Origin of the sequence: Paenibacillus sp. FSL H7-0690 (genome assembly GCF_037980415.1) — a bacterium.
Lineage (GTDB): Bacteria > Bacillota > Bacilli > Paenibacillales > Paenibacillaceae > Paenibacillus_AQ > Paenibacillus_AQ odorifer.
This window is the reverse complement of sequence record NZ_CP150281.1, coordinates 5,227,756-5,242,804: the sequence shown is the minus strand read 5'-3', so window position 1 is coordinate 5,242,804 and position 15,049 is coordinate 5,227,756. Positions and strand designations below refer to the sequence as shown.

General features: G+C 46.4%; 12 protein-coding genes. 11 read left to right on the top strand and 1 reads right to left on the bottom strand.

Going from position 1 to position 15,049, the window contains the following annotated elements; all coding sequences use genetic code 11:
• The first annotated feature begins 135 nt into the window (after nucleotides 1-135).
• Nucleotides 136-432, top strand: coding sequence for a DUF5665 domain-containing protein (locus tag MHI32_RS23155; RefSeq protein ID WP_051491300.1), 297 nt, complete (start codon nucleotides 136-138; stop codon nucleotides 430-432).
• Nucleotides 433-524: 92 nt separating this feature from the next.
• On the opposite strand, the gene MHI32_RS23150 is transcribed toward MHI32_RS23155, so the two are convergent.
• Entirely contained in the window at nucleotides 525-1,247 is a 723-nt protein-coding gene (locus MHI32_RS23150; protein ID WP_076098553.1) for a TraR/DksA C4-type zinc finger protein, read from the bottom strand.
• 246 nt (nucleotides 1,248-1,493) lie between these two features.
• Between MHI32_RS23150 and lspA the strand changes: the two genes are divergently transcribed.
• From lspA to pyrE, 10 genes are all read left to right on the top strand, one after another.
• Entirely contained in the window at nucleotides 1,494-2,006 is a 513-nt protein-coding gene (gene lspA, locus MHI32_RS23145) for a signal peptidase II (RefSeq protein ID WP_036683603.1), read from the top strand.
• Entirely contained in the window at nucleotides 1,999-2,970 is a 972-nt protein-coding gene (locus MHI32_RS23140; RefSeq protein WP_076128826.1) for an RluA family pseudouridine synthase, read from the top strand. The genes lspA and MHI32_RS23140 overlap by 8 nt, the downstream gene beginning before the upstream one ends.
• 205 nt (nucleotides 2,971-3,175) lie before the next feature.
• Entirely contained in the window at nucleotides 3,176-4,429 is a 1,254-nt protein-coding gene (locus MHI32_RS23135; RefSeq protein WP_076098555.1) for an LL-diaminopimelate aminotransferase, read from the top strand.
• A 1,003-nt stretch (nucleotides 4,430-5,432) separates the two neighbouring features.
• Nucleotides 5,433-5,996: a bifunctional pyr operon transcriptional regulator/uracil phosphoribosyltransferase PyrR gene (pyrR, locus tag MHI32_RS23130; RefSeq protein WP_036683379.1), complete on the top strand. Its 564-nt coding sequence runs from the start codon at nucleotides 5,433-5,435 to the stop codon at nucleotides 5,994-5,996.
• A gap of 4 nt (nucleotides 5,997-6,000) precedes the next feature.
• A complete protein-coding gene (locus MHI32_RS23125) occupies nucleotides 6,001-6,906 on the top strand; it encodes an aspartate carbamoyltransferase catalytic subunit (protein WP_036683376.1) in 906 nt (301 codons plus the stop codon).
• Nucleotides 6,907-7,015: 109 nt separating this feature from the next.
• Entirely contained in the window at nucleotides 7,016-8,299 is a 1,284-nt protein-coding gene (locus MHI32_RS23120) for a dihydroorotase (protein WP_076281232.1), read from the top strand.
• 115 nt (nucleotides 8,300-8,414) lie between these two features.
• Nucleotides 8,415-9,596, top strand: a complete 1,182-nt coding sequence (carA, locus tag MHI32_RS23115; protein ID WP_051491286.1) for a glutamine-hydrolyzing carbamoyl-phosphate synthase small subunit — start codon at nucleotides 8,415-8,417, stop codon at nucleotides 9,594-9,596.
• A gap of 1 nt (nucleotide 9,597) precedes the next feature.
• On the top strand, nucleotides 9,598-12,825 hold the full coding sequence (gene carB / locus MHI32_RS23110) for a carbamoyl-phosphate synthase large subunit (RefSeq protein ID WP_076185242.1): 3,228 nt from the start codon (nucleotides 9,598-9,600) through the stop codon (nucleotides 12,823-12,825).
• 111 nt (nucleotides 12,826-12,936) lie between these two features.
• Nucleotides 12,937-13,683, top strand: coding sequence for an orotidine-5'-phosphate decarboxylase (pyrF, locus tag MHI32_RS23105; protein WP_076185241.1), 747 nt, complete (start codon nucleotides 12,937-12,939; stop codon nucleotides 13,681-13,683).
• Nucleotides 13,680-14,318 carry an orotate phosphoribosyltransferase gene (gene pyrE / locus MHI32_RS23100; protein WP_076192038.1) on the top strand — a complete coding sequence of 213 codons (639 nt, stop codon included), beginning with the start codon at nucleotides 13,680-13,682 and terminating at the stop codon, nucleotides 14,316-14,318. Before pyrF ends, pyrE begins: the two co-directional genes overlap by 4 nt.
• Nucleotides 14,319-15,049: the final 731 nt, after the last annotated feature.

Sequence of the window (15,049 nt, the reverse complement as noted above, 5' to 3'; positions counted from 1 at the left end):
GTGGAGGGAAATAAGAGGAGAATCTCCATTAAGACATCCGGCAATAAGAATAACCCAGACAAGGAAAAGGAGAATAAGGCTTTTCCTGAAGTTAATCCTGAGTATCTAACAGCAGATCCGCGTAATCCCGAGGATATTCCGCTGGAAGAAAAAATGAATACGATGTACCGTTTGACCTTTGAGTGGGCTCATATTTTGGAAAAATCCCGAATTTATCAATATACGGATCTGCTATATTCACCTTGGCGGTTGATTTGGAGAAATATTTTATTTGGAGCAGCTCGGGGAGTTGGGATTGCACTGGGTTTTACTTTTTTTGCGGCAACGATTATTTATATCCTTCAGGGACTAGGCGCGCTCAATCTACCGATCATTGGTGATTATATTGCGGATATTGTGCGGATCGTACAACGTCAGCTAGAGTTCAAATAGCCATCGAAACGTTAAGATTAAAAACAGCGAACCATTCCTCAAAACTGGAACAGTACGCTGTTTAAATGTTTTTGTGTTGAGGACATCTGTGTTTAGTCTTCGTCGAGAGGATCTAGGCTATGGGTTGCCTCGTCACTGTCCAAATAACGCTGGTAGCTCCGTCCAGGTACTACAATTAGATTGTTGCCCGTGATATCAGTGGCGATAAAGTTCTCCCAAGGCTCTACGCAGCCTTCCAGCTCATCGGCTTCAATCTCCATATCATTATAAGAATCAATATTGTTGCCCTCCGCCATGGCGGGAGAATTCGAGGTACCCCAGCTTTCCACAATCTGCCAGGCATCCTCGCCGTCAAAACCGTTTTGATCGTCGCGCTCATCCAGACTGGTGCGTCCAAAAGGTGGAGATAACAGCTCCTCTTCTACTGGTCGAGTGAAAGGTGCGTTTTGCCGCGGGTTGTGCTCTTTACAATAAAGTGTGGAAGGGATGGCAGATAAACGTTCAAAAGGGATCGGCTCACCACTAGCCTTGCATATCCCATAGGTGCCATTATCCATAGCAGATAAAGCAGCTTCAATATCGTCCAGCTCATGCTCGTCCCGCTCTAACAGTGAAATGTCCATGGAGCGATTATACAAATCGGTGGCTGCATCTCCTGGATGGTTGTCATTCTCGGAAAGTTCTCCGGAGCCATCCCGCATGGATTCATCTAAGCCGTAATGTTCATTATTCTGAAGCCTGTGCTGAATCGTATCCCGATCTTTTTCCAATCGTGCGCGTAGCTCTGAGAGCTGCTGTACTGTCAGGTGCGTCATAATGAGAAAGCTCCTTTCTGTACCTTTTATAAGAATCATTCCGACTTGCCGGATAACACCGGATGGTTCTTCTGTTAGGTTGACCGGAGAGCAGGGATTTTAGCGCTGGAAAATAGTCCCCAAGATTGAACTTAGCGGATGTCCCGCAATAGACGATTCTTTAAGGGCTGTGCTACAATATACAAGTCTTTAAACAGTATTCGTACCGCATTTAGCGGGAAAAATAAGAACGGAGTGACAACTTCTGTGGTGTACTATTTGATTGCTCTTATTGTATTTTTGGTGGATCAAGGGACAAAGTATCTCATTGCTACACGTCTGGAGATCGGAGAACAGATTTCTGTTATCGGAGATTTTTTCCTGATTACCTCTCATCGCAATCGCGGGGCTGCTTTTGGGATTCTCGAAGGTCAGCAATGGTTCTTCTTTCTAGTTACGGTTGTAGTGGTTAGTGGTATCGTTTGGTATTTGAACAAGACTAGACACTCGCGGAAGCTGTTATCTGTTGCCCTAGGGCTTGTACTGGGTGGAGCTATCGGTAACTTCCTGGACCGGATAATCAATGGTGAGGTTGTTGATTTCCTTCTGTTCAATTTTGGGAGCTATAGCTTCCCGATTTTTAACGTGGCGGATTCTTGTATTGTCATTGGGGTTGGATTGATTCTTCTGGATTCTTTTCGTGACCTTAAGAATGGCGAAGAAATTACGGAAATAAAAGAAGTGAAAGAAGCAAAGGAAGTAAGAGAAGGGAATGAATGATTTGAATAAAGACGTCAATCACCAAGCGGCATCTACGAGCGAAGAAGAGAGGGACGTCACGGAATGGACCGTTTCGGCAGAGAACGCGCGGGAGCGAATCGATAAATATATTACGGAATCATGGGAAGAAGAAATTTCCCGTTCTCAGGTGCAGCTGTGGATCAGCGGCGGTAACGTTACGGTTAATGGCAAGCCAGTGAAAGCCAACTATAAGTTATCGGAAGGCGACGTGGTTAGCATTGTTGTCCCTGAAGCAGAAGTAACGGATTTGATCGCGGAGAACATTCCTCTTGAAGTTGTATATGAAGACAGCGATGTCATTGTGATTAATAAACCCCGGGGCATGGTTGTGCACCCAGCTGCGGGACATCCGTCAGGCACCTTAGTAAATGCGCTGATGTATCACTGTAAGGATCTGTCCGGCATTAACGGTGAGATTCGTCCAGGTATTGTCCATCGGATCGATAAGGATACCTCTGGTCTTATCATGGTGGCTAAGAATGATGCCAGTCATGCCTCGCTTGCCGCACAGCTTAAAGAGCATAGTGTTACGCGCCGATATATTGCAGTCGTACACGGCAACTTGTCGCATGATAAGGGAACTGTTGACGCACCGATTGGCAGAGATCCACATGATCGCAAGCTATACACAGTAACCGAAAAGAACAGCAAGAAATCCGTAACCCATTTTACAGTAATGGAACGTTTCGGAGATTGTACACTGCTGGAGCTGCAGCTGGAGACTGGCCGCACGCATCAAATCAGGGTACATATGAAGTTCATTGGCCATCCACTTGTAGGTGATCCGATATATGGACGCAGCAAGGGCACTACGATGAATGGACAAGCGTTGCATGCGGCGGTGCTTGGATTTGTTCATCCTACCACAGGTGAATATAAAGAATTCAGCAGACCTATTCCAGAGGATATGGAAGAAGTGCTGTTCACACTACGCAGCAGATAAGTACAAATGAAGTGATAATTAGTCTATGGTATTGAACACTACTTTACGGCATATTTAAAAACATAAGGATAAAGAAAGGGTAATGCCTTATTCTTTATCCTTATTTTTATAATGAAACGGATATCCGGAAACATACGCCATCCAAGGGACGGCGAAGCCGTTTCTTTTAAAAGTAGAATAGATATTCAGGAGATGAGATGACAGTATGAGTATTGAACAATACCAAGATAGCTTCATTCAGACTAATTTTGCAGACCGCATCGGCGGTGCCAATTATGGCAAAGACACTTCGATTTATAAATTCGAGAAAATCAAACGTGCTAAAGCATCCGCAAAACAGGATTTTCCTAACATTGAACTAATTGATATGGGCGTAGGCGAGCCGGATGAGATGGCTGATGCGGGTATCGTAGCTAAGCTTGCTGAAGAAGCAGCGAAGGAAGAAAACCGAGGATATGCGGACAATGGAATTGCCGAATTCAAGACTGCTGCTGCTGAATATTTGCGGGAAGTTTTCCGGGTGGAAGGAATTGATCCAGACACGGAGGTAGTTCACTCCATCGGATCGAAGCCTGCGCTGGCTATGTTGCCATCTTGTTTCATCAATCCAGGTGATATCACGATTATGACCGTGCCGGGTTATCCAGTCTTGGGTACACATACTAAATATTTGGGTGGACAAGTATTTACAGTGGAGCTGAAGAAGGAGAACAAATTCCTTCCAGATCTGAATGAAATTCCGGAAGACATTGCTCGTAAAGCTAAGCTTCTTTATCTAAACTATCCAAACAATCCAACGGGCGCTAGTGCCACTCCTGAGTTTTTTGCTGAGGTCGTTGCATGGGCGAAAAAATACGATGTAGTGGTTATTCATGACGCACCTTATGCTGCCTTGACCTATGACGGTTTGAAGCCACTTAGCTTCCTCTCCGTTCCAGGTGCAAAGGATGTGGGTGTAGAGCTGCATTCTCTTTCTAAGTCTTACAATATGACGGGCTGGAGAATTGGTTTTGTGGCTGGTAATCCGCTAGTGGTTAAAGCCTTCAGCGATGTGAAGGATAACAACGATTCCGGCCAATTTATCGCGATTCAAAAAGCAGCGGCTTATGGTCTTGCTCATCCGGAGATTACTGAAGCGATAGCGGATAAATACTCCCGTCGTCACAACCTGCTGGTTGATGCACTGAACAGTCTCGGCTTTAAAGCTGAGAAGCCAAAAGGTTCCTTCTTCCTGTATGTCGCTGCACCTAAGGGAATCAAAGACGGCCGTCGCTTTGAATCCGGTGAAGATTTCTCCCAATTCCTCATTCGTGAGAAGCTGATCTCCACTGTGCCTTGGGATGATGCAGGTCCGTTTGTTCGTTTCTCCGTTACCTTTATTGCTAAAGGTGAAGAGGAAGAGAGACGTGTCATCTCTGAAATTCAAAGACGTCTTAGTGATGTGGAATTTGAGTTTTAAGCATTGTTATTGAAATTAATGAGGCTGTCCCAAAAGTAGTGAATTCTACTTGGGGGCAGCTTCTTTTTTATGGAATAGGAAATGTTGTTGATGTTACTGTGCCGTATGACTATATGCCACGTGTTGTGTATTGTAGTGCATTTTAGTGTAGTGTTCTGTTATTCGGGTGGGTGGTGGTTGACTGCAATATTTGATTTTCGTACAGCTTGCAGTAGATGATTTGTGGTAGCTGTGACGGTGGAATTTGTGCAGTGGACTTTCTGCGGTGGGCTTGTGTGGTGAGCGATATGCGTTCTGTGTTTGTGCGAAGTAAAGAGTGGGTTTTAAACTAATTAGGGAAAAACTCCCTGAAATTAGCCGATCTTCGCTCTAAATGTACGAAATCAGGGAAAAACTCCCTAATAATTAGGTGGTTTTCTATATTAATCACTGAATCGGCCAACAATTAGGGAAGTTATCCCTAATAACAAGTCTGATGAACAGAAATCACTGAATTTCAGGGAGAAATTCCTTAATTACTATATAAGTACCTCACCGATTGCATCATTTTCAGCATTACTAGGTGCGCCTTTTAATCATTTGGACATTAAGTAGTGTTAAGAACATAAACGAGGCTGTCCAAAAAGCGATGAAAGGCTATTTGGGACCAGCCTCGTTTTTTATGCAGATATACTGAGTACCGCCTCCCCCTTGTTGTTAATAGAAGTAAGGAAGAGAAGTGCAAAAGTTTAGGCAGAGAAAGTTGACATGAGGGGGTTGTTCTGTCATAATTCTTGTTAAATGAATAGCGCCTTTAATTCAGTCCTGTGAGGCTGGCAAGGTAACGTGAATCGAGGTTCGCGACTCTTAGAAAGGTATCCGTGTGTAAATACGGAACTGTCTTTTTATGCGCGCGGCCGTCATCTTCCTCATCTGCGGATTTCACTCCTTGCCTGTTATAGGCAAGGAGTTTTTTGATTTCCGGGAACTTGAATAGGCGAACAAGCTGGAGGGTGACAAGATTATGGTTACTGAGAAAAATGTCATTATGGATGAAACGGCGATCCGCCGGGCCTTATCCCGTATTGCTCATGAGATTTTGGAGAAGAACAAAGGTATCGAGAATTGTCTGCTGGTCGGCATTCGGACACGAGGTGTGTATCTGGCACAGCGTATCGCTGAGCGCATCAAGGAGATTGAAGGTGTCGAGATTCCATACGGTGAGCTGGATATCACACATTACCGGGATGACCGTGAAGTGGAAGGCAGTGAAGCAGTAGTGAAGAGCAACGTCGTTATTACTTCAGGAAGTGCTGGCATCCATGATCAGAAAGTCATTTTGTTCGATGATGTACTTTACACCGGACGCACCATCCGCGCGGCGATGGACGCTTTGATGGATTGCGGACGCCCACGAATGATTCAACTGGCAGTACTGGCTGACCGCGGACACCGCGAGCTGCCGATCCGGCCGGACTACATCGGTAAGAATGTACCTACCTCAAAGCACGAGCAGATTGAAGTGGCGCTGAAGGAATACGACGGCAAAGATGAGGTCTACATTATTTCAAACCGGGAGGAACGATAACATCATGACACTTACCAAGGTAAAGGAACGTAGTCTGCTGGGAATCAAAGAGCTTGACCGGTCGGAAATTATCCAACTGCTTGACAGAACAGCATTTTGGGACAATCAAAGTGAAAAGCTAACGCCCATCTTGAACTCCCATTTTATTTCTAACATGTTTTTTGAGAACAGCACACGCACACGCTTCTCTTTCGAGATGGCAGAGAAACGACTAGGTGCGCAAGTACTTAATTTTACGGCTGCAGCTTCTAGTGTAGAAAAAGGGGAGTCGATCTACGATACAGTGCGCACACTGGAATCGATGGGGATCGATGCCGGAGTTGTGCGTTTGAAGCCTGCAGGTGTGCTGCAGCAGTTAGCTGAGAAGGTGTCCATACCGCTTATCAATGCGGGCGACGGCAACAATGAACATCCTACGCAGGCGCTGCTTGATTTATACACCATGACCAAAACCTTTGGGGAACTAAAGGGCCTGACAGTCTCCATCATTGGGGACATTATGCATAGCCGCGTAGCGCGCTCTAATCTCTGGGGGCTTACGAAAATGGGAGCCAAGGTGCAGTTCTGCGCACCGGATAATATGAAGGCTCCTGAGCTTATGGAGTATGCGCCTTACGTAACTATGGAAGAAGCTCTTAAAGCGGATGTAGTAATGATGCTTCGAGTACAGCTTGAGCGCCATACTTCCGGCATTAAGCTGTCTGCTGAAGATTACCGTAGCCACTATGGTCTAACAGAAGAGCGGGCAGCTAAGCTGGCCAAAGACACAATCATTATGCATCCAGCTCCGGTTAACCGGAATCTAGAGATTGATGATGCAGTAGTTGAGTGCAGTCAATCGCGGATTTTCCCGCAAATGTCTAATGGCGTACCGGTCCGGATGGCGGTTCTCGAAAGAGCTTTACTATAAGCTTACAGAATGCTAACGTATAGAGACTAATAAATATACACAAATATGAATTTTTATTATATAATAACGAGAGGGCCCGCAGCTGTGATCTGAGGGTAAAGGTAGAATCATGACAGTGATTATTAGAAACGCCAGCGTATTGAATAAGGAAGGCTTGCTTGAGCGCAAACACATCGAACTTCAGGAGGGTGTGATCTCGGCTATAATCGACGGAAATGAAGCTATCGGAGAAGCCACGGAGATCATTGATGCTGAAGGTAAGCTGCTCATTCCGGGACTCATTGATATGCATGTGCACTTGCGTGAACCGGGATTTGAACACAAGGAAACAGTGGAAACCGGAAGTCGCTCAGCTGCTAAAGGCGGATTTACAACCATTGCATGTATGCCAAATACTCGTCCGGTGACAGATAGCCCGGAGATCGTGCAATTTGTGAAAGACAAGGCGCGTGAAGCAGGACTAGTTAAAGTGCTTCCTTATGCAGCCATTACGAAAAATGAGCTCGGACGTGAGTTGACGGATTTTGCGGCGCTCAAAGAAGCTGGAGCTATTGGTTATACAGACGACGGTGTGGGCGTACAAAGTGCTCAAATGATGAAAGATGCAATGAACATCGCAGCATCGCTCGATATGCCAGTCATTGCCCACTGCGAAGATAATTCGCTGGTTGAAGGCTGCTGTGTAGCTGAAGGTGAGTTCGCTAAGAAGCATGGCCTCAAAGGAATTCCGAATGAGTCAGAAGCGATCCATGTTGGACGCGATATTTTGCTGGCAGAAGCGACAGGCGTTCATTACCATGTATGCCATGTCAGTACTGAACAGTCGGTGCGGCTGATTCGCCAAGCAAAAGAGATCGGCATTAAAGTAACTGCTGAGGTATGTCCGCATCACTTGCTTCTTGCTGAAGACGATATTCCAGGCCTGGATGCCAATTGGAAAATGAACCCGCCGCTGCGCTCCCGCCGCGATGTTGAAGCGTGTATCGAAGGGTTGCTTGATGGCACACTAGATATGATTGTTACAGATCATGCGCCACATAGTGAGGAAGAGAAAGCTAAAGGAATGCAGTTGGCACCTTTTGGTATCGTTGGATTCGAGACAGCTTTCCCACTCTTATACACGGCGTTTGTAGAAACCGGAAAATGGGATTTATCCTTACTTGTACAAAGAATGACTGCCGATCCTGCACGGGTATTCAGATTGAACACCGGGGTTATGGAGATCGGAGCTCCTGCAGATTTGACACTGATCGATCTGGAGCAGGAAAAAGAAGTAGACCCAAGTTCCTTCGCAAGCAAAGGACGTAACACTCCTTTTGGCGGCTGGAAGCTTAAGGGTTGGCCAGTAAAAACTTGGGTGGACGGCAAAGCCGTATGGACTGAGAATAACTAGCGGACTGGTGAGGCGAAATTGCTGATCTTTACAGATCAGCAATTTGAGCGCGTACACTCCGGAAGGCATGCAAGGCATACGTATCAGACTACAGAACATGAAGGAGTGGAAGGGAATGCAGGCGAGATTGCTGCTTCAAGACGGAACTTTATTTACAGGTACCGCATTTGGCGCTGAAGGTGAAAAGACAGGCGAGGTTGTTTTTAACACAGGAATTACAGGATATCAAGAGGTGCTGTCTGACCCTTCATATTGCGGACAAATCGTTACCATGACGTACCCATTGATCGGGAACTACGGGATTACGCGGGATGATTTCGAATCTGTTCGACCTTTCGTACACGGTTTTGTAGTGCGTCGTCATGAAGAAGTTCCAAGTAACTGGCGCGCAGAATACAGTGTGGACGACCTGCTGAAAGAATATGATATTCCTGGAATCAGCGAGATTGATACCCGGATGTTGACGCGGATTATTCGCCACTACGGAACAATGAAGGCGATCCTGACTACCTCTAACAAACGTGTAGAGGAATTGATGGAAATGATGGGCGACACCTCAATTGAAGAATTGCGCAATCAGGTAGCTCGCACATCTACTCCAAGCATGTACAATAGCCCAGGAACTAAAGAACGCATCGTGCTTGTAGATTACGGTGCGAAGGCTGGTATCTTGCGCGAGTTGAACAATCGCGGTTGTGACGTTGTAGTTGTACCTCATGACGTAACCGCTGATGAGATTCGTCGCCTCAATCCAGATGGTATCCAGCTGTCCAACGGCCCTGGGGACCCGAAAGACGTCCCACACGCAGTGAAGACGATCTCGGAATTGCTTGGTGAATACCCAATCTTCGGCATCTGCTTAGGTCACCAGCTGTTTGCACTGGCTTGTGGCGCGGATACAGAGAAGCTGAAATTCGGGCACCGTGGCGGTAACCATCCGGTTAAAGAATTGGAGAGCGGACGTTGCTTCATTACTTCTCAGAACCATGGCTACACAGTGAATGAAGATTCTGTGAAGAGCACGGATCTAGAAGTTACTCACATTAATAATAATGATAAGACCGTTGAAGGACTTAAACATACCCGTTACCCTGCATTTTCAGTACAGTACCATCCAGAAGCAGCACCGGGACCTCATGACAGCAGCTATTTATTCGATCGTTTCTTACAGATGATCGCTGACCATAAAGCTAACACACCTGTAAGCTCGCGCCAGGCGCAGCTTGCGGCAAACGCCAGAATCACGGCGCCAAAACCTACAGTAAAACAGCTTGAAGCCGTGAAAGGAGCTCTATAACATGCCTAAGAATGAAAAGCTTAAAAAAATATTAGTAATTGGTTCTGGACCGATTGTTATCGGGCAAGCCGCAGAATTTGACTACGCCGGAACTCAGGCCTGTCAGGCCCTGAAAGAAGAAGGCGTGGAAGTTGTGCTGATCAACAGTAACCCAGCGACTATCATGACTGACACCAATATGGCTGATAAAGTTTATATCGAGCCGATTACCCTTGAATTCGTAACTGGCATCATCCGCCAGGAGCGCCCGGATGGCTTGTTGCCAACTTTGGGAGGACAGACAGGTCTTAATATGGCTGTAGAATTGGCTCGTGCAGGAGTACTAGAACAAGAGAATGTTAAGCTTCTAGGTACCCAGCTTGAATCCATCGAAAAAGCAGAGGATCGCGATTTGTTCCGCGATTTGATGCGCGAATTGGAACAGCCTGTACCAGAGAGCACTATTATTACCACAGTAGATGAAGCGATGAAATTCGCTGAGGAAATTGGTTTCCCACTGATTGTACGCCCAGCCTATACGCTTGGCGGCACCGGCGGCGGGATCTGCGACAACGAAGAAGAGCTGCTTGAGACTGTCAAAGCAGGTATTCGTTATAGTCCAATTGGACAATGTTTGGTGGAGAAAAGTATTGCCGGCATGAAGGAAGTTGAATACGAGGTTATGCGTGATGCGAATGACAACTGTATCGTTGTCTGCAACATGGAGAACTTTGACCCGGTAGGTGTGCATACGGGTGATAGTATCGTTGTGGCACCTAGCCAAACGTTATCCGATCGTGAATATCAAATGCTGCGCAGCGCTTCACTCAAAATCATTCGTGCGCTGAATATCGAGGGTGGCTGCAACGTGCAGTTCGCACTGGATCCGCAAAGCTATCAATATTATGTAATCGAAGTAAATCCACGTGTCAGCCGCTCTTCGGCTTTGGCTTCGAAAGCAACCGGTTATCCGATTGCCAAAATGGCTGCCAAAATCGCGCTTGGTTACACACTCGATGAAATCGTCAATCCAGTTACTGGACAGACCTATGCTTGCTTCGAGCCTACACTTGACTATATCGTAAGCAAAATCCCACGCTGGCCGTTCGACAAATTCATTCATGCGAACCGTAAGCTGGGCACACAAATGAAAGCAACTGGAGAAGTTATGGCCATCGGTCGTACCTTTGAAGAGTCCATTCATAAAGCAATTCGTTCCCTGGAAATCGGTGTACACCGTTTCCGTCTGCCGGGCGCTGAGGATCTGGAAGAAAGCGTCCTGCGTGAACGTCTGGCAAAACCTGATGATGAGCGATTGTTCTTGATCGCTGAAGCTTTCCGCCGCGGATTTGGCTTGCAAGAGATTCAAGACATTACTAACGTAGACTGGTGGTTCCTGTCCAAAATCGAGGGACTGATCAACTTTGAAGAGGTCATCCGTGGGGATGAAAGCTTATCAGAAGAAACCTTGTATCAAGCTAAACGCAGAGGTTTTACAGACCGTGCGATTGCTGAGATACGTGCAGAAGGACAAGCGAACGGTAAATACACCAAAGAAGCTGATGTACGCGCGCTTCGTTTAGAGCGAGGATTAACGCCTGTATTCAAAATGGTAGATACCTGTGCAGCTGAGTTCGAAGCTTCTACACCTTACTACTACTCTACTTATGAGACTGAAAATGAGGTCATTCATTCCGATAAACAAAAGGTTATCGTGCTTGGATCGGGTCCAATCCGGATCGGCCAAGGGATTGAGTTCGATTACTCCACTGTGCATGCAGTGTGGGCGATTCAGAAGGCAGGTTATGAAGCAGTTATTATCAATAATAACCCTGAGACTGTATCTACGGATTTTAATACTTCGGACCGGTTGTATTTCGAACCGTTATTCTTTGAAGATGTAATGAACGTAATTGCGCAAGAGAATCCGATTGGGGTTATCGTACAGTTCGGAGGCCAAACAGCCATTAACCTTGCTGCACCACTAAGTGCGGCTGGCGTTAAGATTCTCGGAACTAGCCTAGACAGTATTGACGAAGCTGAAGACCGGAAGAAATTCGAAGCTTTGTTGGCTCGTCTGGATATTGCCCAACCAAAAGGGAAGACGGTTATCAACGTAGATCAAGCAGTAGAAACTGCACAATCGCTTGGATATCCGGTGCTGGTACGTCCTTCCTATGTACTTGGTGGACGCGCAATGGAAATTGTATATAATGATGCGGAATTGCTTAGCTATATGGTAGAAGCGGTTAAGGTAAATCCGGAGCATCCGGTATTGATTGACCGTTACATGTTAGGTAAAGAGGTTGAGGTAGACGCAATTTGTGACGGTGAGACGGTAGTTATTCCAGGGATCATGGAGCATGTTGAGCGTGCAGGCGTTCACTCCGGTGACTCCATCGCTGTATATCCTCCGCAATATCTGGATGAAGGTCTGAAAGCAAAAATTGCTGAGATCACAATCAAGATTGCTAAGGAATTGAAAACGATTGGTCTGGTCAACATCCAGTTCGTTATCTATCAGAATGAAGTGTACGTAATTGAAGTAAATCCACGTTCATCGCGTACGGTTCCATTCTTGAGTAAAGTAACTGGAATTCCAATGGCGCATCTGGCAACCAAAATCATTCTCGGCGGCAAGCTGAAAGATGACGGTTATACAGAAGGTCTATGGCCGGAAAGTGATTATGTATCGGTTAAAGTGCCGGTGTTCTCTTTTGCCAAGCTGCGTAGAGTAGAACCAACGCTCGGACCTGAAATGAAATCGACGGGTGAGGTTATGGGCCGCGATAAATTGTATGCAAAAGCTTTGTATAAAGGTCTAATCGGAGCAGGAATGAAAATTCCAGCAACCGGCGCTATCATCGTTACAGTGGCAGATAAAGATAAAGCAGAAGCTGTAGAGCTTATGAAAGGCTTCCACTCGCTGGGTTACAAGATCATTGCTACCGGAGGCACCGCTCAAGCGCTTGAAGAAGCAGGTCTCAACGTAATGAACGTGAACAAGCTGGATGAAGGTGCGCCGAACATACTCGACTTGATTCGTGGTGGGCAAGCCAACTTCGTCTTTAATACACTGACTAAAGGGAAAACACCAGAGCGTGATGGATTCCGTATCCGTCGTGAAGCGGTTGAGAATGGCGTCGTATGTATGACATCACTCGATACAGTAACGGCACTGCTCAGAATGCTGCAGACGATCAACTTCTCGTCACAGTCCATGCCTGCTTTTGTCGGTCAATTAAACTAATCTCATAAAGATGTATAGGGCGGTTTGCGTTTACGCAGACCGTTCCGCTATGCCTAGGGGCTAATAAATGAAGAGTGTGGATTTAAGTCTGCACTGGATGGGAGAACGGTTATGGGACAGGGAGATGCGAAGTGGAATGAAATGGCGAATCGCTTGATGATCGCCTTAGATTACCCTGATGTTGCTGGGGCAAGAACCTTGATTGACAAGCTGGAAGGGATTCCTTGTTATATGAAAGTGGGAATGCAGCTTTTTTATGCAGCCGGACCGGAATTCATTAATGAACTGAAATCTCGGGGGTATTCTGTATTTGCAGATGTCAAAATGCATGATATTCCTAACACGGTAAAAGGCGGGGCAGAAAGCCTTACGAACCTCGGTGTGGATATGTTTAACGTACATGCCGCAGGAGGCTCAGCGATGATGGCTGCAGCCCGGGAAGGCGCTGCTTCAGTAGTTAATGCGAATGCTGCACTTAAAATGCCTTTGATTATCGCAGTTACACAGCTGACCAGCACGAGCCAAGAAGTGATGAATAACGAAATTGGAATCGCAGGAGAAGTAGAAGATACTGTGGTCAGATACGCTAAGCTGGCAGCCGCTGCAGGTCTGGATGGGGTAGTGGCTTCACCGCAAGAGTCTTCAGCGATCGCAGAGGCTTGTGGGCCCGCATTTTGTACAGTTACACCTGGTATCCGGCCAGCAGGTGCATCCCTAGGTGACCAGTCCCGGGTGATGACGCCGGGCAAAGCCATTCAGCAAGGCAGCCACTTTCTGGTGGTGGGCCGTCCTGTTACAACTGCGGCTGATCCACGTCAAGCAGCACTAAATATTATTGAGGAGATGACCCTAGCATGAGTACATTAAATAGAAGTGAACAAGTAGCAAGTTATCTGCTTACGATAGGAGCAGTGGCACTGCGTCCGCAGGAGCCTTTTACCTGGACCTCTGGTATTAAATCCCCGATCTATTGCGATAACCGTCTGACTATGGCTTACCCAGAGGTACGTAACTATATTGCTGATGCCTTCGCTGAGCTTATTAAAAGCCAGTATCCAGACGCAGAGGTGATCGCAGGTACAGCAACCGCAGGCATTCCTCACGCAGCTTGGGTAGCTGATAAACTTAATCTGCCAATGGCTTATATCCGCGATAAAGCTAAAGGTCACGGCAAGCAGAACCAGATCGAAGGACTGATTAAGCCGGGGCAAAAGGTAGTCGTTATCGAAGACCTGATCTCCACTGGCGGAAGCTCCATCAAAGCAGCTCAAGCTGTGCAAGAAGCAGGCGCAGAAGCGTTGGCTGTATTGGCAATCTTCAGCTACGAGCTGGACCGTGCGTTGGAGGCTTTTGCCGCAACTGAAATGCCATTACAAAGCTTATCCAACTATAGCACATTGATTGATGTGGCTCTTACACAAGGCAAGATCGCAGCTACAGATGTGGAACTGCTGAAATCTTGGAGAAAAGATCCTTCCGCATTTGGCGTTTAAACTAAATATCTGATTATAGTTTGGACGGGCCTCTCACATTTTGGTGGGAGGCTTTTCTTTTTAACTACACTGAGTGTAATAAAAAGGAAAGCTTAAAGCACACTCTGCTGTATAGGTGCATGAAGTACGTTGTTATTTATTGCAGAAAGATGCAATGATCCAGCCGCGGCAGGTGTAAACTCTGACACTCGGCATTCTGAAACTCTGCTGCTATGCGCTATCGCTCTATGATCTGGCTCTGAACACTCTGAACACTCTGAACACTCTGAACACTCTGAACACTCTGACGCTCTGACGCTCTGCTGCTATGCGCTGTCGCTCTATGCTCTGGCTCTGAACACTCTGATACTCTGCTGCTATGCGCTATCGCTCTGCGCTATGAACGCTCTGACACTCTGGAATACTATACTCTGCCCGGTGATTCCATCGCGTTGTCGTCTTAAACGCCGAATAGTTGCAGTTTGTGCACTTAAACTAACCTTCCTTAGAGGATCTGGCGATATAGTTGTACTTTGTACAATTACATCCGCCAGAAATCCGCCGAAAGCACCTAATAACGTTTTTTAACTGCACATAGTGCAATTAAAAGGAGAAGCACAACACACTCCGCTTTAATAGTTGCACAAAGTACAATTATCCTGTCGTAGAAGGGCGATTTGTGCCGGTCACAGGAAAGCTGCAGGTTAGTTAGTAGGGAAGGCGAATGCTGTATTGGTAAAAGGAAAAGTAGA